Source organism: Phenylobacterium sp. (assembly GCF_030693625.1).
In the GTDB taxonomy this organism is placed as follows: Bacteria; Pseudomonadota; Alphaproteobacteria; order Caulobacterales; family Caulobacteraceae; genus Phenylobacterium; species Phenylobacterium ferrooxidans.
Map to the genome: position 1 here is coordinate 155,034 of NZ_JAUYAF010000065.1, position 16,878 is coordinate 171,911.

The 16,878-nt window shown below is 67.4% G+C and carries 14 protein-coding genes; 8 read left to right on the forward strand and 6 right to left on the reverse strand.

Annotated elements, in window-relative coordinates:
- Window positions 1–77 precede the first annotated feature (77 nt).
- Window positions 78–1,385 (forward strand): APC family permease, encoded by a 1,308-nt coding sequence (locus tag Q8N10_RS14795; RefSeq protein WP_304779905.1) that lies wholly within the window; start codon window positions 78–80, stop codon window positions 1,383–1,385.
- On the opposite strand, the gene Q8N10_RS14800 is transcribed toward Q8N10_RS14795, so the two are convergent.
- Window positions 1,354–4,770 carry an indolepyruvate ferredoxin oxidoreductase family protein gene (locus tag Q8N10_RS14800; protein ID WP_305663948.1) on the reverse strand — a complete coding sequence of 1,139 codons (3,417 nt, stop codon included), beginning with the start codon at window positions 4,768–4,770 and terminating at the stop codon, window positions 1,354–1,356. The two genes, Q8N10_RS14795 and Q8N10_RS14800, sit on opposite strands and share 32 nt — an antisense overlap.
- 141 nt (window positions 4,771–4,911) lie before the next feature.
- Between Q8N10_RS14800 and Q8N10_RS14805 the strand changes: the two genes are divergently transcribed.
- Both Q8N10_RS14805 and Q8N10_RS14810 read left to right on the forward strand, forming a co-directional pair.
- Window positions 4,912–5,409: an Lrp/AsnC family transcriptional regulator gene (locus Q8N10_RS14805; protein WP_304775654.1), complete on the forward strand. Its 498-nt coding sequence runs from the start codon at window positions 4,912–4,914 to the stop codon at window positions 5,407–5,409.
- 12 nt (window positions 5,410–5,421) lie between these two features.
- Window positions 5,422–6,273 (forward strand): pirin family protein, encoded by an 852-nt coding sequence (locus Q8N10_RS14810; RefSeq protein WP_304775652.1) that lies wholly within the window; start codon window positions 5,422–5,424, stop codon window positions 6,271–6,273.
- Here Q8N10_RS14810 and pgsA read toward each other — a convergent pair.
- Both pgsA and uvrC read right to left on the reverse strand, forming a co-directional pair.
- On the reverse strand, window positions 6,270–6,890 hold the full coding sequence (gene pgsA / locus Q8N10_RS14815; protein ID WP_304775663.1) for a CDP-diacylglycerol--glycerol-3-phosphate 3-phosphatidyltransferase: 621 nt from the start codon (window positions 6,888–6,890) through the stop codon (window positions 6,270–6,272). The genes Q8N10_RS14810 and pgsA overlap by 4 nt on opposite strands.
- A gap of 35 nt (window positions 6,891–6,925) precedes the next feature.
- Complete coding sequence (gene uvrC, locus Q8N10_RS14820; RefSeq protein WP_304775650.1) at window positions 6,926–8,794, reverse strand: excinuclease ABC subunit UvrC; 1,869 nt, start codon at window positions 8,792–8,794, stop codon at window positions 6,926–6,928.
- A 145-nt stretch (window positions 8,795–8,939) separates the two neighbouring features.
- Between uvrC and Q8N10_RS14825 the strand changes: the two genes are divergently transcribed.
- A complete protein-coding gene (locus Q8N10_RS14825) occupies window positions 8,940–10,391 on the forward strand; it encodes a sensor histidine kinase (protein WP_304775648.1) in 1,452 nt (483 codons plus the stop codon).
- On the opposite strand, the gene Q8N10_RS14830 is transcribed toward Q8N10_RS14825, so the two are convergent.
- A complete protein-coding gene (locus Q8N10_RS14830) occupies window positions 10,388–11,260 on the reverse strand; it encodes an NAD(P)-dependent oxidoreductase (RefSeq protein ID WP_304775645.1) in 873 nt (290 codons plus the stop codon). The genes Q8N10_RS14825 and Q8N10_RS14830 overlap by 4 nt on opposite strands.
- Window positions 11,261–11,491: 231 nt before the next feature.
- Window positions 11,492–13,282 (reverse strand): long-chain-acyl-CoA synthetase, encoded by a 1,791-nt coding sequence (locus Q8N10_RS14835; protein ID WP_304775642.1) that lies wholly within the window; start codon window positions 13,280–13,282, stop codon window positions 11,492–11,494.
- 154 nt (window positions 13,283–13,436) lie between these two features.
- Between Q8N10_RS14835 and Q8N10_RS14840 the strand changes: the two genes are divergently transcribed.
- The 4 genes from Q8N10_RS14840 (at window position 13,437) to Q8N10_RS14855 (ending at window position 15,845) form a co-directional block, all read left to right on the forward strand.
- Window positions 13,437–14,168 carry an HAD family hydrolase gene (locus Q8N10_RS14840; RefSeq protein ID WP_304775640.1) on the forward strand — a complete coding sequence of 244 codons (732 nt, stop codon included), beginning with the start codon at window positions 13,437–13,439 and terminating at the stop codon, window positions 14,166–14,168.
- A gap of 243 nt (window positions 14,169–14,411) precedes the next feature.
- Window positions 14,412–15,056, forward strand: a complete 645-nt coding sequence (locus Q8N10_RS14845; RefSeq protein WP_304775639.1) for a hypothetical protein — start codon at window positions 14,412–14,414, stop codon at window positions 15,054–15,056.
- A gap of 151 nt (window positions 15,057–15,207) precedes the next feature.
- Window positions 15,208–15,465 carry a type II toxin-antitoxin system Phd/YefM family antitoxin gene (locus Q8N10_RS14850; RefSeq protein ID WP_304775661.1) on the forward strand — a complete coding sequence of 86 codons (258 nt, stop codon included), beginning with the start codon at window positions 15,208–15,210 and terminating at the stop codon, window positions 15,463–15,465.
- Window positions 15,462–15,845, forward strand: coding sequence for a type II toxin-antitoxin system VapC family toxin (locus Q8N10_RS14855; RefSeq protein ID WP_304775637.1), 384 nt, complete (start codon window positions 15,462–15,464; stop codon window positions 15,843–15,845). Before Q8N10_RS14850 ends, Q8N10_RS14855 begins: the two co-directional genes overlap by 4 nt.
- Here Q8N10_RS14855 and Q8N10_RS14860 read toward each other — a convergent pair.
- Window positions 15,842–16,864, reverse strand: a complete 1,023-nt coding sequence (locus Q8N10_RS14860; RefSeq protein WP_304775635.1) for a glycosyltransferase — start codon at window positions 16,862–16,864, stop codon at window positions 15,842–15,844. The two genes, Q8N10_RS14855 and Q8N10_RS14860, sit on opposite strands and share 4 nt — an antisense overlap.
- Window positions 16,865–16,878 lie beyond the last annotated feature (14 nt).

A 16,878-nucleotide genomic window follows, 5' to 3' on the forward strand; every position in this document is an offset into this window, starting at 1 on the left:
TTGACCGTTCCCATTGCAAGGAGATGGCCCTGACAGACTCCGCTAGCCCCGACGCCCCGACAGGCCAGCCGCAACTCATGCGGACCATCGGTCTGGGCCAGATGGTGTTCTACTCCGCAGGCTCCATGCTGGGCGCCGGCATCTATGGCCTGATCGGCAAGGCGGCGGGCGAACTCGGCTCGGCGGTCTGGTTGGGATTCCTCCTGGCCATGGTGGCCGCCCTGCTCACCGGGCTGTCCTACGCCTCCCTCGGCTCCCGCTACCCGCGGGCCGGGGGGGCGGCCTACGTCACCCACCGCGCCTACGGCAGGGGCCTGCTGACCCATGTCCTGGGGCTGGCCGTCGCTGGCTCAGGCCTCACCTCGATCGCCGCGGGATCGTGGGTCATCGGATTAAACCTGCAGCGCATCCCCTTCCTGTCAGAGACACCGGTCGTGGTCCTGACGGTGGCCTATCTGTTCCTGATGGCCGGCATCGTCTTTCGCGGCATTCGCGAGAGCATGTGGGCCAATGTCGTGTGCAGCGTGGTGGAGGCCGCCGGCCTGGCCCTGATCATCGTCGTGGGCGCGAAGTACTGGGGGTCGGTGGACATGTTCCAGACCCCAGCGACCCCGTCCGGCGGCAGCCTGCTGGCCATCCCGCCGCTGCTGATGGTGCAGGGCGCCGTGCTCACCTTCTTCTCCTTCGTGGGCTTTGAAGACACGCTGAATGTCGCCGAGGAGGTCAAGAACCCGCGACGCACCCTGCCCTTGGGGCTGGTGCTCGGCATGTCGCTGGCCTGCGTCCTCTACATCGGGGTGGCGGTGACGGCGGTTTCGGTCATCCCCTGGCGGGAGCTGGCCGACGCCAAGGCCCCCCTGGCCGACGTCATGGCCCGGGCCGCGCCCTGGTTCCCCGACTGGGCCTTCGTGGTCATCACGGTCTTCGCCGTCGCCAACTCGGCCCTCATCAACTACGTCACCGCCTCGCGCCTGCTGTACGGCATGGCGCGCGATGGCCGGCTGCCCGCTCAGCTGGCGCGGGTTCATCCCACGCGGCGCACGCCTCACTTCGCCATCGTCATCCTGCTGGTCCTGCTGATCGCCCTGGCCATGGCCGGCGACATCGCCGAACTCGCCTCCGCCACGGTCCTGCTGCTGCTCTGCGTCTTCGTCGTGGTCAACGCATCCCTGGTGGTGCTGACCCTGCGCAAGGACGAGCCCAAAGGCGGTTTCGAGATACCTGTCGTCATCCCGGCGGCCGGCGCGGTTGTGTGCCTTGGACTGCTCGTGGCGCGGATCGCCTCCGACGACTGGAGAGCGCCTCTCATCGCGGGGGTTCTGCTGGCCTCCGCAGCGGCGCTCTACCCCTTCGTCAGGTCAAGGCCCACTGCGCCCACAGGGTAGTCTCCTGCGCCGTGGCCTTGGTGACGGACGCCTCCTTGATGTGGCCATAGCCGCGGATCTGTTGCGGGACCTGGGCGATCTGGACGGCGAGCGGCATCTTCTCCGCCGAGAGACCGGCGAGCAGCTTGTCGATCCCCGCCTCGTAAGCCGCGATCAGGCCGCGCTCCATCTTGCGCTCCTCGCTGTAGCCGAAGAGGTCGAAGCCCGTCCCGCGCAGGCCCTTCAGCTTGGCGAGCATCGGGAAGCCCAGGTCCAGCATCCAGCCTCCGAAGGCGATCTTCTTCGGCCGGCCATTGGCGTCCTTGGGCGCGATGATCGGCGGGGCCAGCCAGACCTTGGCCTTGCCGCCCTTGAAGGTCCCGTTCTTCTCGGCCTCGAAGCGGCCGTCGGAATAGAGCCGGGCCACCTCGTACTCGTCCTTGTAGGCCATCAGCTTGTAGAGATTCACCGCCACCGAACGGGTCAGGACCTCCGAACCGAAGATGGCCTCGGCCTTGGCGACGTCTTCAACCCGGGTCAGATAGCGGCGGGCATAGGCCTGGTTCTGATAGGCGGTCAGTTCGCGCGCGCGGTGGGCGATCAGTTCGGCCAGCGGCATGGTCTCCGGCGTCGGCACGTCGGCCTCGGCCTTGCCGCGCTCAGCCGGATCGTGGGCCACCCGGCGGCCCAGTTCGAAGGCCTGCAGGTTGGCCTCGGCCTGGACCCCGTTCAGCCGGATGGCGCGATAGACCGCCCGGCTGGAGATCGGGATCAGCCCCTTCTGCCAGGCGAAGCCCACCATGATCATGTTGGCGTAGATGGCGTCGCCGAAGTGGGTCTCGGCCAGGTGGTGCGCCGGGCACTCGTCGTAGCTCTTGGTGGCCGCCGCGATCCGGCGGGCCATGTTTCCGGCGTCGAACCGCACGTCGCGATCGGTGACGAAGTCGGCGGTGGGGGCGAAGTCCTCGTTGCCGCAGGCCACGGTGCGGTCCTTGGCGTAGAGCGACAGCGCGTCCGGCCCTGCCGCCGAGAGGATGTCGCAGGCGATCAGCACATGGGCCGAGGCCGCCGGCACCCGGCCGCCGACCACGGTCTCCTCAAGCTCGCCGATGCGGACATGGGAGAACACCGCCCCGCCCTTCTGGGCCAGGCCGGTCATGTCCACCACCGAGGCGGCGCGGCCGTCGACGTGGGCGGCCATGGCCAGGATCGAGGCGACAGTGGTGACGCCGGTCCCGCCGATGCCGGTGAAGACGATGTTCTTCACCCCCTCCAGCGGCTCGAAGCTGGGCAGGGGCGTGGAGTCGGCGGTCAGCGCCGGCAGGGCCTTGGCCTGGGCGTTCTCACCGCCCTCGATGGTGACGAAGGAGGGGCAGAAGCCGTCGAGGCAGGAATAGTCGGTGTTGCAGGTGGACTGGTTGATCTTCCGCTTGCGGCCGAACTCGGTGTTCAGCGGCTCGACGGAGACGCAGTTGGAGACCTTGGAACAGTCGCCGCAGCCCTCGCAGACCAGGGGGTTGATGAAGACCCGCTTGGTGGCGGTTTCCATGGCCCCGCGCTTGCGGCGACGGCGCTTCTCGGTGGCGCAGACTTGGTCATAGAGCAGGACCGTCGTGCCCGGCGTGTCGCGCAGCATCTTTTGCACGGCGATCAGCTCGGAGCGCGGCTTGACCTCGACGCCCGGCGCCAGGTCGGTGACGTGAGCGTAGCGGCTGGGATCGTCGGCGACGATGACGGTCTTGGCGATACCTTCCGAGGCCAGCTGCCGGGTGATCTGAGCCGGCGTGAAGCCGCTCTCGGCCTGCTGGCCGCCGGTCATGGCCACGGCGTCGTTGAACAGCAGCTTGTAGGTGATGTGCGACTTGGCGGCGATCGAGGCGCGGACCGCGAGCGAGCCGGAGTGGTTGTAGGTCCCATCCCCCAGGTTGGCGAAGACATGGTCCTCGGTGGTGAAGGGCGCCGAGCCCACCCAGGTCAGGCCCTCGCCGCCCATGTGGCTGTTCAAGTCGGTCTGGGGATCGGAGAAGCTGGCCATGTAGTGACAGCCGATGCCGGCCAGAGCCCGCGATCCCTCGGGAAGTCGCGTCGAGGTGTTGTGCGGGCAGCCCGAGCAGAAGAACGGCTTGCGCTGCTGTTCGGCGGCCAGGGTCACCGCCGCCATGGAGGCGGCCGAGACACGGCTCAGATAGTCATGCACCCGGTCCATGTGCGGCCCGGGCGGCAGGCGGTCGGCGATGGCCAGCGCCACCTCGGCCACCGACAGCGAGCCCAGCTGCGACAGCAGCGGATGGCCCACCTCGTCGGTCTTGCCAATGATGCGCGGACGGGCGTGGGCCGGCAGGTCGTAAAGGGCGGCGCGGGCCTGGGTCTCGATCAGGGGGCGCTTGTGCTCGATGACCATCAGGGTCTCGAGACCGGCGGCGAAGGCCCGCAGACCCTGCGGCTCCAGCGGCCAGGGCATGCCGACCTTGTAGATCGAGACCCCGAGGCTGGCCGCTTCCTCGAAGCTGATGCGCATGGCCGCGAAGGCCTCGATCACGTCCGTGTAGGCCTGGCCCTGGCAGACGATGCCCAGCCGAGGCCGGGCGGCCGGCAGCACCACCCGGTCGATCCTGTTGGCGCGGGCGAAGGCCAGGGCGGCGGGGATCTTCTGGGTGCGGAGCCGGCGCTCCTTGTCCAGCGGCTGGTCCTTCAGCCGGATGCCCAGCCCACCGGGCGGCAGGGCGAAGTTGGTGGGCAGGACGAACTTGTGGCGCGCCAGGTCCACGTCGATGGTGACACCGCTGTCCATGGTGTCGGCGAGCGCGATCAGCCCGACCCAAAGGCCGGAATAGCGCGACATGGCGTAGCCCAGCAGGCCGTAGTCCAGCACCTCCTGCACATCGGCTGGCGACAGCACCGGCATCTCGAAGTCCTGGAAGGCGAATTCCGACTGCGACGGCAGGGTCGAGGACTTGCAGGTGTGGTCGTCACCGGCGACGGCCAAGACACCGCCCTTGGGGAAGGTCCCGGCGAAATTGGCATGCTTGAAGGCGTCGCCGGTGCGGTCGACGCCAGGCGCCTTTCCGTACCACATGCCGTAGACGCCATCGAACTTGGCGCCGGGGAAGAGGTTGGCCTGTTGGCTGCCCCAGACGGCGGTGGCGGCTAGGTCCTCGTTGAGGCCTTCCTTGAAGACCACCTCGCAGGCTTCCAGGTGCTTCTTCGCCCGCGTCGCCTGCTGGTCCAGCCCGCCCAATGGCGAGCCGCGATAGCCGGAGAGGAAACCGGCGGTGTTCAGACCGGCCGCCTGGTCGAGGCGGCGCTGATCCATCAGAACTCGCAACAAGGCCTGCACGCCGGTGATGAAAACCCGGCCCTGGCTGAGCAGAAATTTGTCGTCGAGCGTCACATCCTGGTGCCGCATCGCAATTTCTTTCCTTTTGGGTTCCCTAACGAGGTTAGAAGATCATATAAGTGCGCCGCAATTGCTTGCCAAAGGCGTGCCCCCTGACAGCGGTTCCGGGGCACGAATGAGGCGCAATAGCGCCAAGTGTGGGAGGAAAACTTGTCTGAGGCTCTCGACGCTGTCGATGCTAAGATCCTGGATCTTATTCAGCATGACGCCGGACTGTCCGTCGCCGAGATCGCCGAGCGGGTCGGATTGTCCTCCAGCCCCTGCTGGCGCCGGATCAAGCGCCTGGAAGATTCCGGCATCATCCAGCGCCGCGTGACCATCCTGGACCGCGAACTGCTGGGCCTGGGCTTCGAGGTCTACTGCACCGTCAAGCTCAGCCTTCCCACCAAGGACAACCTCAACGACTTCGAGCAGGCCATCACCAAGCTGGCCGAGGTGGTGCAGTGCGCCACCGTCACCGGTTCGGCCGACTACGAGCTGCGGGTCGTGACCCGCGACATGCACGCCTTCGACGACTTCCTGCGCGAGAAGATCCTGTCCCTGGGTCTGGTCTCCAACATCGAGAGCCGGATCGTCATACGCTCGGTGAAGAATACGACCGCCGCGCCGCTCGGCCTGGTCAGTCCATATGTGAGCGCCCACTCCTAGGGTTTCCTTCCCATGATCGACCTCGTCATTGAACAACGCCGCAAGGACCTTGGCGGGTTCGAGGTGGGGCGGGTCCTGCCGTTCCATGCCCACCGGATGGTCGGGCCCTTCATCTTCTTCGACCATATGGGTCCGGCCGATTTCACCGCCGGCTTCCCGCTCAGCGTCGATGTCCGCCCCCATCCCCACATCGGCCTGTCCACCGTCAGCTATCTGTTCGAAGGCCAGATGACCCACCGCGACTCGGTAGGCGCCACCCAGGTGGTGAACCCGGGCGAGGTGAACTGGATGACCGCGGGCCGCGGCATCACCCACTCCGAGCGCTTCGAGGACCTGCGCGCCCATGGAGGCCGCATGGACGGCATCCAGACCTGGGTCGCCCTGCCCGACGGCCAGGAGGAGATCGATCCGGCCTTCTACCATCACGACGTCGCCGACCTGCCGACCTATGAGGAAAACGGCATGTGGGCCCGGCTGATCGTCGGCAGGGCCGTCGGGGCGCAGGCGCGGGTCAAGACCCACTCGCCGATGTTCTATGTCCATTGGGCGCTGCAGGCCGGCGCCAAGGCGCAGCTTCCCGCCGAATATCCCGAGCGCGCGGCCTATGTGGCCCGCGGCGAGGTGGAGGTGCTGGGCCAGACCTTCCGCGAAGGCCAGATGATCGTGTTCAAGCCGGGCGAACCGGTGTTGTTCACCGCCGTCACGCCGGCCATCGTCATGCTGCTGGGGGGCGAGCCGGTGGGCCCGCGCTTCATCGATTGGAACTTCGTCTCCTCGTCCAAGGAGCGCATCGAGCAGGCCAAGGCCGACCAGGAGTTCATCCCCCTGCCCGAGCCGCCCCAGCCCGCCAATCCGATGAGCTAGGCGGCCAGCGCCTTGCGCGTCTGGTCCCAGTACTGCCAGCCGGTGATCAGGGTCACCAGGGCGGCCAGCCACAGCACCGTGTGGGCGAAGATCATCACCGGGCCCTGGATGGACGGGTCCGACGGCAGCTGGAACGCCGCCCACGAGGCCACCAGCAGCTCCGCGCCCAGGCCCACCAGTTGCAGGGTGGTCTTCCACTTGGCCAACATCGTGACCGGCAGCTTGATCCCCCGGCCCGCGCCGACCTCGCGCAGAGCGCTGACCGTGAACTCGCGGAACAGGATCAGGCCCACCGGCAGCACCACGGCCGGCTGGGGGCCCAGCGCCATCAGGCCCAGGATCGCGCCCGCCACCAGCACCTTGTCGCCGATGGGGTCGAGGATCGCGCCCCAGACCGTCACGGCGTCGAACTTGCGCGCCAGCCAGCCGTCGAAATAGTCGGTCACCGCGGCGATCACGAAGGCCCAGAAGGCGAACCGTTGCAGGGCGAACTGGGTGTCGGGCGTCAGGTTCTCGCTGACATAGGGCACGCCGCCCGCCGCAGCGGCCAGGGCCACGAACATGAGGACCGTCAGGATCAGGCGGCCGGTGGACAGGATGTTGGGCAGGGACTTCATCATGACAGTCTAACGCCTCAGCTTGCCGAGAGTCGCTACGCCTTGCGGAAGAAGTCGAAGATCCGCTGGGCCAGGGGCTCGCTGACCCCGTCGACCTTCATGATGTCGTCCACCGAGGCGCGGCTCACCCCGCGGGCCGAGCCGAAGGCGTGCAGCAGGGCGCGCTTGCGGCCGGGCCCCACGCCCTCGATCTCGTCCAGGGGGTTCTTCTTCATGTCGATGGACCGCTTGATGCGGTGGGTGCCGATGGCGAAGCGGTGGGCCTCGTCGCGCAGGCGCTGCAGGTAGTAGAGAACCGGCGACTTAGGCTCGAGCATGAACTGCGGCTTGCCGGCCACGTGGAAGCGCTCCAGCCCGGCGTCGCGGTCGGGCCCCTTGGCCACCCCCACCACGGGGATGTCGTCGACGCCCAGGTCGGCCATCACCTCCATCACCGCCGAGATCTGGCCCGCGCCGCCGTCGATCAGCACCAGGTCGGGCCGCGGGCTGGAGGCCTCGCCACTCTCCTCCTCCTTGACCATCCGCCCGAAGCGGCGCCGCAGCACCTCCTTCATCATCCCGAAATCGTCGCCGGGGGTGAGCTCCGTGCCCTTGATGTTGAACTTGCGGTACTGGTTCTTGTTGAAGCCCTCGGGCCCGGCCACGATCATCCCGCCCACGGCGTTCGTGCCCATGATGTGGCTGTTGTCATAGACCTCGATCCGTTCGGGCGGGCCCTCCAGGCCGAAGGCCTCGGCCACCCCGGCCAGCAGTTTCCCCTGCGCCGAGCTCTCGCTCATCTTGCGCCCCAGGGCCTCGCGGGCGTTGGTGAGGGCGTGGTCCACCAGACCCTTCTTCTCCCCCTTCTGCGGCCGGCTGATCTCCACCTTGCGGCCGGCCTTCAGGGAGAAGGCCTCGCACAGCAGCTCCCGCTCGGCCGGCTCTACATTGGTCAGGATCAGGCGCGGGATCGGCTTGTCGTCATAGAACTGGCCAAGGAAGGCGCTCATCACGTCGATGTCCTCGTCGGACTTGTCGACCCGGGGGAAGTAGGCGCGGTTGCCCCAGTTCTGGCCCGCCCGGAAGAAGAACACCTGGACGCAGGCCTGCCCGCCCTCGGCGAACAGGGCGAAGACATCGGCCTCGTCCAGGGTCTCTGGATTGATCTGCTGCTCCTGGGCCACCGAGGCCAGGGCCCGGATGCGGTCGCGCAGGCGCGCGGCGCGCTCGAACTCCATGTCATCGGAGGCCGCCTGCATCTCGCCCGACATCCTGGAGATCACCGCCCGGCTCTTGCCGCGCAGGAAATCCTCGGCCTGCTCCACCAGGGCGCCGTAGTCCTCCAGGCTGACGAGCCCGGTGCAGGGCGCGGCGCAGCGCTTGATCTGGTGCAGCATGCAGGGCCGGGTGCGGCTCTCATAGACGCTGTCGGAGCACGACCGCAGCAGGAAGGCCTTCTGCAGGGTGTTCAGGGTGCGGTTCACCGCCCAGGCGCTGGCGAAGGGCCCGAAATAGTCGCCCTTGATGGTGTGGGCGCCGCGATGCTTGCGCAGCTGGGCGGCCGGGTGTTCGCGCCGGATGACGATCTCGGGGAAGCTCTTGTCGTCCCGCAGCAGCACGTTGAAGCGCGGCTTCAGCTGCTTGATCAGGTTGATCTCGAGAAACAGGGCGTCGGTCTCGGTGCGGACCGTGACGAACTCCATGGACCGGGTCAGGTCCACCATCAAGGCGATGCGCTGGGTGTGGAACCTTCCCTGCGCATACTGCAGCACCCGCTTCTTCAGCGACCGCGCCTTGCCCACATAGAGGACCTCGCCGTCCTCGCCCATCATGCGGTAGACGCCCGGCGAGTCCGGCAGACGCTTCACCTCGTCCTTGATCAGGGCCGCGCCCTTCAGGGGCGCCAGGGTCGTGTCAGTCGGCATGGCGCAGATATAGGCGAGTCCGCGTGCGAACGCAGCGCCGCCGCGACCTTTCATCATTCTGGATCTCGCGAGGGATGCAGCCATCTCCCCCATTCGTTATGATGCGGTCGGCCCGCGGGCATTGATGAAAATGCGGGACCACGCCTTGCCGAAGATCGACTTCCACGCCCTGTTCGACGCCCTGCCCAGCCCGTACATGGTGCTGGACCGCGAGCTTCGTTACGTCGAGGTCAACCAGGCCTATGTCGACACCCTGGGCCGGGACCGCGACACGCTGCTGGGCCAGCCCATCTTCGAGATGTTCCCCGATCCGGGCGAGAGCGGCCGCCTGCTGCGCGCCTCCTTTGAGCGTGTCCTCCAGACCGGCCAGCCCGACACCATGGCCCTGATCTCCTACGCCATCGAGCGGCCCGCCAGCGAGGGCGGCGGGATGCAGATGCGCTACTGGTCGGCGGTGCACACGCCCCTGTTCGGCGACGACGGGCAGGTGGCCTTCATCGTCCAGAACACCGTCGACGTCACCGAACTCCAGACCCTGAAGCAGCAGGCCAGCAGCGAGGCGCCGGCCCCCGGCGAAACCAGCCTGCTGCAGCGCGTGCTGGAGGTTCAGCAAGCCAACCTCTCCCTGCTGCAGGAGACGGGCGAGCTGCGCGACATCTTCCGCCAGGCCCCGGGCTTCATGGCCGTGCTCACCGGGCCTGACCTCACCTTCACCCTGGCCAATGACGCCTATCAGCAGCTTGTCGGCCACCGCCCGGTGATCGGCCTGCCGGTGGACGCGGCCCTGCCGGAGGTCCGCGGCCAGGGGTTCGTGGGGCTGCTGCAGAGCGTGATGGCCAGCCGCGAGCCCTTCATCGGACGGGCCGTGGGCGTCAGCCTGCAGCGCACCGCCGACGGTCCACCCGAGGAGCGCTTCGTCGATTTCATCTATCAGCCGATCCTCGGCGCCGACGGCCAGGCGGCCGGTGTCTTCGTCGAGGGCAGCGACGTCACCGACCGGGTTCGCGCCGAGCAGCAACAGAAGCTGCTGTTGGACGAGCTGAACCACCGGGTGAAGAACACCCTGGCGACGGTGCAGTCGATCGCCGCCCAGACCCTGCGCACCAGCCCCGACCCGGTGGCCTTCCGCCAGGCCTTTAAGTCGCGGCTGCTGGCCCTGTCGGCCACCCACGATCTGCTCACCGCCTCCAGCTGGCGCAGCGCCGACCTGCGTGACATCCTGCTGGCGGAGTTCCGACCTCACGGCGTCGAGCGCTACCGCCTGGAGGGGCCCGACCTCGCGCTTTCGCCCGCCCGCGCCCTGGCGCTAGGCCTGCTGTTCCACGAACTGGCCACCAACGCGGCGAAGTATGGCGCCCTCTCCAGTCCCGAGGGCTGCGTGCGGGTTCACTGGTCGGTGGAAAGCGGTCAGGGAGGCGACCGCCTGGTCATCGCCTGGACCGAGGAGAAGGGGCCGAAGGTCAGCGCCCCCACCCGCAGGGGGTTCGGCTCACGCCTGATCGAACGCAGTCTGCAGGGTGAGCTGGGCGGCGAGGCGACCCTGGCCTACCACGCCGACGGCATCCAGTGCCGGGTCGTCCTGCCTCTGGACGCCTAGTCTCGGCGGGGCTTGGTGTTCGCACCGGGAGTCTGACCGATATAGTCGATCAGGGCGCGGGTCGGCGACCAGCCAAGCAGGCGTGTCTTCGAGGTGTCGATGTCGGCGCTCATCCGATTGCCGGCCACCTCCGGCCCCATGACGATCTCGCCGCCGAACATCTCCGCCACCTCCAGGATCGAATAGGCGCGGCTGTCTCCCAGGCCGAAGTCGTCGCCGACCCCGTTCTCGCCCACCAGGACCAGGCCCTCAACGATGTCGTCGATGTGGGTGAAGTTGCGCTTCTGGGTGCCGGGCGCATTCACCCGCAGCTGCTCACCGGCCAGGCGGCGCTGGCGGAAGATCTCGATCAGGGTGCCATAGGCCCCGGCGCGCTCGCCCGGTCCGTAGACGTTGTAGAAGTAGGTGATGGCGTACTGCAGGCCGTACCAGTCGCCATAGTTGCGGACGAGTTCGGTATTGGTGGCCTTGGTCCAGGCATAGGGGCTCTGGTCGCGGCCCAGCCCGCCGTCGCCGAACTTGGTGGACGACCCGGCGTAGAGCAGCTTGCAGCCCTTGGCCCGCCAGAACTCCAGCACGCCGAAGCTGCCGGCCTTGTTCAGGTCCCAGACCGTCGCCGGTTCCAGCAGGCTCTTCTCCACGCGGGAATATTCCCCCAGGTGGAAGATCAGGTCCGGCGTCTCGGGCACCAGGGCCGCCACATCCTTGGTGTGGCCGTCGCGGTAGTCGACGCCCGCGACATGGGCGTCCTTCGTCCCTGCGAAATAGTTGTCGAGCGAGATGACCTTGTGGCCTTCGGCGACAAGGCGCGCGCAGAGCGACGAACCGATGAACCCGGCGCCGCCGGTGACGAGAATGAGCTTGGCCATGACGAGAGAATGGTCCGGTAGGGTTTAAAGCGGTCTTAGCCGGGCGGGTTTTTTGGCTGGCCCTATCAGATGCTCCCCCACTGGGGGAGCTGTCAGCGACGCTAACTGAGGGGGACTTTGACACTTGTTCTACGGCGACTGGTGTCGACTACGTCGATCCCCCTCCGGCCTGCCGCTTCGCGACAGCCCACCGCCCCCACATCGTCGCTACGCGCCTGGGGAAGGATCTGCTCAGAGCTTCACGCCGCCGGCCTCCAGCTTGGCGAATCCGGCCTTGGTCAGCTTCACATAGCCCTTGGCGCCGTCCTTGTAGAACATCGCCCCCTTCACCTTGCCGGGGTCGAAGCCGTCGGTCACCAGGTCGAGCTTGCGGTACTTGAAGGTGCCCGTGGTCTCGATAGCCGGCAGGATGCGCACGAACACCGGCTGGGCGTAGGGCGGCAGGTCGGCGGCCACCTGGTCGCCGAAGACCTTGATGTCGAAATCTGCGTCCACCACCAGGCCAGCCATGCCGGCTCGGCCGTCGGCGCCGGGAACCTCGACGCCATAGACATTCGCCTCGGTGACCCCCGGTACCGCCTGCAGCCGTTCGGCCACCTCACCGGTGGAGACGTTCTCGCCCTTCCAGCGGAAGGTGTCGCCGATCCGGTCGATGAAGTAGAAATAGCCGTCGCCGTCAGCCTTCATCAGGTCGCCGGTGCGGAACCAGGCGTCGCCCTTCTCGAACACATCGCGCAGGATTTTCCGGTCCGAGGCGACCTTGTCGACATAGCCGGTATATTCGCTTCGCGCGTCGCCCTGGCCGATCTTGCCGATGCACTCCCCCACCTGGCCCGGCCCGCATTCGATGCAGAAACCGTCGGCCCCGCGGATCGGCGCCTCGGCCTCGACATCGTACTGGACCAGACGGATGTTGAACCGATTGCGCAGCCACTTGGGCGCACGTCCGATGGCGCCGGTGCGGCCATCGAAGTTGAACATCGACACATTGCCTTCGGTGGAGCCGTAGAACTCCAGGATCTCGGGAATCCGGAACCGCGACTTCATCTCCGCCCAGACATCGGGGCGCAGGCCGTTGCCAAAGGCCAGGCGCAGCTTGTGGCGGGTGTCGTCCTCCCCGGGCGGATGGTTCACCAGGTAGCGGCACAGCTCGCCGATATAGACGAACATCGTGGCTTCCTCGGCCACCACGTCGGACCAGAAGTGCGTGGCGGAGAACTTCTTCTTCAGCACCACCGAGCCGCCGTTCAGCAGGGCCGCGCCCAGGCCGCAGAGCCCCCCCGTGGAGTGATAGAGCGGCAGGGGATTGTAGATCCGGTCCTTCTCCGTGGCCCCGGTGGAGCCCGCGAAGCCGCGCATGAACAGCTGGGCCCGCACATGGGTGATCCGCGCCGCCTTGGGCAGGCCGGTCGTGCCGGAGGTGTAGATGAACAGGGCCGTGTCGCTCGCCGTCATCCCCTCGCGCACCGAACGGTCGGGCGGCAGGGAGCTGCAGCTCTTCAAGGCCTGCGAGAGATCGCGCTGATCGCCCACCGCGTGACCCAGCACCCATTGCTGCATGGGTCTGTCCAGCAGCCCCTTGGCCTGTTCGAAGGCGACGGATGTCTCGGAGTCGACGATGGCGTGACCGGCGCCCGAGATGTTCAGGCAATGGGCGAGCGCCGCGCCCGAGAGCTGATTGTTGATCAGGGCGGTGATCACCCCGACCTTGGTCAGGCCATACCAGATGGGAAAATATTCCAGCCGGTTGGGCATGAACAACGCCACGCTCTGGCCGCGCCGCAGGTTGTTGGTCTTGGCCCAATGGGCGTAGCGATTGGCGATGGCGTCCATCTCGCCGTAGGTCAGCGTCTTGCCCTCGAAGGTCAGGGCCGGCTTTTCACGCCACTGATCGACGGCGGCCTGCAGATCGTCGCAGACTAGGTTGGGCGACGTGGGCGCAATGGTCTTCACCCGCTTCAGGGTGCGGTTGAGCCCGCGTACGAACCGCCACTCACGTTCGAGCCGGGCCTTAAAACTCATGCGTACCCTCCGACGTCCGCGCCACCTTGGCGGGGCGGCGAGGCGCGGGTCAAGCGGGGCTTTGGACACCCGTCGTCACACCCGCGTCAGACAGGGTGCACCGTGGCGGAAAGGACTCAGTCCAACGACTCGGTTCACGGGCTAGGCTGATTCCATGACCCTGCTGCCCCGCGCAATTCTGTTCGACCTGGACGACACCCTCATCTCCCTGGGGCGCCGCCCACAGCTGCTGGCCGAGGTGGCCGAAGAGTTCGCCGCCGACCTCACGCCCCCCGGCCCCGCCCGGGTTGCCGAGGAGATGGAGAAAGCCTTCCGCGCCTTCTGGTCGGACGCCGAGCGCCACAAGCGCGGGCGCATGGACCTGGCCGCGGCGCGGCTCGGTGTCGTCACTGGGGTCTTCGCCGACCTTCGGCGGCGAACGCCCGGCCTGACCCCGGAAACCGGCCGGGCCTTCGCCGCGCGCTTCGACGCCTATCGCGAGGAACAGATCCGCTTCTTCCCTGGCGCGGTGGAGGCCATCGACGAGCTGAAACGGCGTGGCGTGAAGCTCGCCCTGGTCACCAACGGCGCGGCGGCGGTGCAACGGGCGAAGATCGAGAGGTTCGACCTCGCCCACCGCTTCGACCACATCCAGATCGAGGGCGAGGCCGGGTTCGGCAAGCCGGAGGAGCAGTCCTACCTCCACGCCATGGCCGCCCTCGGCGTGCAGACCCATGAGACATGGATGGTGGGCGACAATCTCGAATGGGAGGTGGCGGCGCCTCAGCGCCTGGGCATCCACGCCATCTGGCACGATCACCTGGGAGAGGGCCTGCCCGCGGAAAGCTTGATCAGGCCCGACCGCGTCATCCGATCGATTGGCGAACTGACGGAAGATTTGAACTGAGCGCCAATTGGGGCGGGTTTACGTCGCAAATTGGAGAGATTTCGGCGCGGTCTGAAAAGGACAGGAGCCGGTTGATCCGAAAATTAGGAAGTTTCCGAAGAAAATATGACCCGCCTCAAGCCCATATTTTATTGGGCGTTGCGGCGTTTTTGACACACCAGACCCGAGCTCCACCGATGAGAACACGGAACGTGTGACCATACCCCTCGTTTAACCTCTCGAACAACATTGGGAGGTCTTAAAATGACGACCGAATATAGCCCCTTCGCCAAGCCGACTGTCGCCGCGTCTGATCTTGAGCGCCGAGACGCCGAGCCTGGTTCCGACACGCCGATGTTTTCGGAAACCCCGATCTATGCCCGACCCAAGGCTGACAAGGCCAAGGGCGGCGTAAATCCCCTGGTCTACGCGGCGGTTCCGGCTATCGCCCTGGCGATTGGCGCCGGCGTCATGTTCATGGGCGGCCCCAAGGACGAGGCGACTCCGCCTCCGAGCGCCACCAACACCGTGGCTCCGGCCCCGATGCTGGCTCCCACTCAGACCGCCGCGGTGACCACACCGCCGGTCATGGCGCCGGAAGCGCCCGCTGACACCAGGCTGGCCAGAATCGAGACGCCCAGGGCCACGGCTCGCGTCGCCCCGACCCGTGTGGCCCGGGCCCGCCCCGCGACCTCCGCCGTGAGCGCCGAGGGTTCAGGGACCAACGCCAGCGCCACGATCCCGGCGACGCCGCAGGCCTATTCCGGTTTGGCCCAGACCTCGGCGTCGGCCCCGGCCGCCATCGTGGTCCCGCCGGTGACAGCGGCTCCCGAAGCGGTCAACCCGGCTCCGTCCGAGGCGACCCCTGATTCGGCTCAGCCCGAGGCGATCACCGTTCCGACCCCGTAAGGGTGACTGGAACTCAGGGCTGGAGCCACCCCTCTCACCAGCCCTGCCGAACTGGGCGGCGCCTCCGGGCGCCGCCCTTTTTCGTGGTCAATTGACTTTGGACCACATGCTGGACCAATATATTGGACCATTTAATAGTCCATCGGTTCAAATGCGCATTTCCGTCACTGAGGCCAAGGCTCAACTTACCGAGCTGGTGCGCCGGGCGGAGTCGGGGGAGGAGGTCATTCTCACCCGTCATGGGCAGGCGGCTGCGCGACTCACGCCTGTTCGAACTCAACCAGACCCCCGGACTCGCCGGGCGATCATCGACGCGGTGCGCCGAGCCGGCGCCGCCAAGGCTAGCCCCAGTCCGTCCGCGGAACGTAGCCAGGACTTCCTCTATGGCGAGGATGGTCTGCCAGAATGATCGTCGTCGACACCTCTGCTCTGCTGGCCATCGTGTTGGACGAGCCGGTGAGCGAGACCTGCATCGCCGTGCTGGAAGCCGAGACTGAGGTTCTGATCTCCGCGGCGACCCTGGCCGAGGCGCTCATCGTCGCCGCCCGACGCGGGGTCGCCACTGAGGTTGACCAGCTTGTGGTCGGCCTCGCCTTCACGGTCAGTCCCGTTGGCGAATCCGCGGCGCGTCTGGTGAGCCAGGCCTACGCACAGTGGGGCAAGGGGCTCCACCCTGCCGGTCTCAACTATGGCGACTGCTTCGCCTACGCTCTGGCCAAGGAGAACGACTGCGCCCTGCTCTTCATCGGCGACGAATTCTCGCGCACCGATGTGAAGGTCGCAGCCTAGCGGAGGGAAGCCAGCTCACGGTAGCGTACGGCCGCAGCCTTCGGACCGAAGGTCTCGTACAGCGTCGCCAGATTGTGGGCGGCCATGAAGCTGCCCCGGCCGCGCACCGAGCCGTCGAGATGCGGCTGCTCCCCGATCTCCAGGCAGGTCTTCCAGGCCGCTTCGGCCACCGGCAGCAGCTCGCTGACCGCGCGCGCCGGGTCTGACATCGCGCATTGCAGATAGAGGTCCCCCACCGCGAAGTGGAAGTCCGGTGACCCGGACCAGGCAGGCCGCTCGGCTTCGGCCAAGGCGCGCGCCTCGTCCAGCTGACCGGCGTCCTTCAGGGCCGTCAGCCCCCGCACCACCAGGCCATGGCGCCACGGCGCGTCGGTCGGCGCCAGGCGCAGGGCCTCGGTGAAGCACAGCGCCGCCTGGGGGGGATGCCCCCGCGCCTGATGCTCCTTGGCCAGCTGGAACCAGAGATAGGGGTCCTCCGGATGGTCCCGCAGGTCGGCCATCAGCAGGACCTCGTTGCGGTCCCCCTTCCGCGCCAGGCTGGCCTGCGTGAACCCGTCGTGCCGCAGCAACAGGGGCAGGCGCACACCGCGCTCGGGCCCCGCTGGCTGCTCATGGATGCGGCCTGTGTAACGGACCCCGCGTGGGAGCACCCGGGGGATCCAGGTCTGGGCCACGGCCTCGTCGGCCAGCTGGTTGTCCCGGCGCACCCAGCCCATGGCGTCGGGCTCCAGGATCGCCAGCGCCTCACCCCCGCTCTCGATCCATTCGTCGGCGTCCAGCACCAGGTTCCAGTCGGCGGGCGACAAGTCCAGCGAGGCGTTGCGCGCGGCCGCGAAGTCGTCGCACCAGACGAACTCGTGCACCTGGGCGCCGCAGGCCCGTGCGATCTCCTGGGTGCCATCGATCGATCCGGTGTCCAGCACGATCATCAGGTCGACATGGGCCGCCGCGCTGTCGAGCGCCCGGGCGATCTGGTGAGCCTCGTCCCGAGCGATCATCACCAAGGCCAGGCGCGTCATTGTCGTCTCCGGAA

Coding starts and splice junctions, on each gene's coding strand:
- Q8N10_RS14795 (WP_304779905.1), top strand. CDS start 78: ATGCGGACCATCGGTCTGGGCCAGATGGTGTTCTACTCCGCAGGCTCC.
- Q8N10_RS14800 (WP_305663948.1), bottom strand. CDS start 4,770: ATGCGGCACCAGGATGTGACGCTCGACGACAAATTTCTGCTCAGCCAG.
- Q8N10_RS14810 (WP_304775652.1), top strand. CDS start 5,422: ATGATCGACCTCGTCATTGAACAACGCCGCAAGGACCTTGGCGGGTTC.
- pgsA (WP_304775663.1), bottom strand. CDS start 6,890: ATGAAGTCCCTGCCCAACATCCTGTCCACCGGCCGCCTGATCCTGACG.
- uvrC (WP_304775650.1), bottom strand. CDS start 8,794: ATGCCGACTGACACGACCCTGGCGCCCCTGAAGGGCGCGGCCCTGATC.
- Q8N10_RS14830 (WP_304775645.1), bottom strand. CDS start 11,260: ATGGCCAAGCTCATTCTCGTCACCGGCGGCGCCGGGTTCATCGGTTCG.
- Q8N10_RS14835 (WP_304775642.1), bottom strand. CDS start 13,282: ATGAGTTTTAAGGCCCGGCTCGAACGTGAGTGGCGGTTCGTACGCGGG.
- Q8N10_RS14840 (WP_304775640.1), top strand. CDS start 13,437: ATGACCCTGCTGCCCCGCGCAATTCTGTTCGACCTGGACGACACCCTC.
- Q8N10_RS14845 (WP_304775639.1), top strand. CDS start 14,412: ATGACGACCGAATATAGCCCCTTCGCCAAGCCGACTGTCGCCGCGTCT.
- Q8N10_RS14850 (WP_304775661.1), top strand. CDS start 15,208: ATGCGCATTTCCGTCACTGAGGCCAAGGCTCAACTTACCGAGCTGGTG.
- Q8N10_RS14855 (WP_304775637.1), top strand. CDS start 15,462: ATGATCGTCGTCGACACCTCTGCTCTGCTGGCCATCGTGTTGGACGAG.
- Q8N10_RS14860 (WP_304775635.1), bottom strand. CDS start 16,864: ATGACGCGCCTGGCCTTGGTGATGATCGCTCGGGACGAGGCTCACCAG.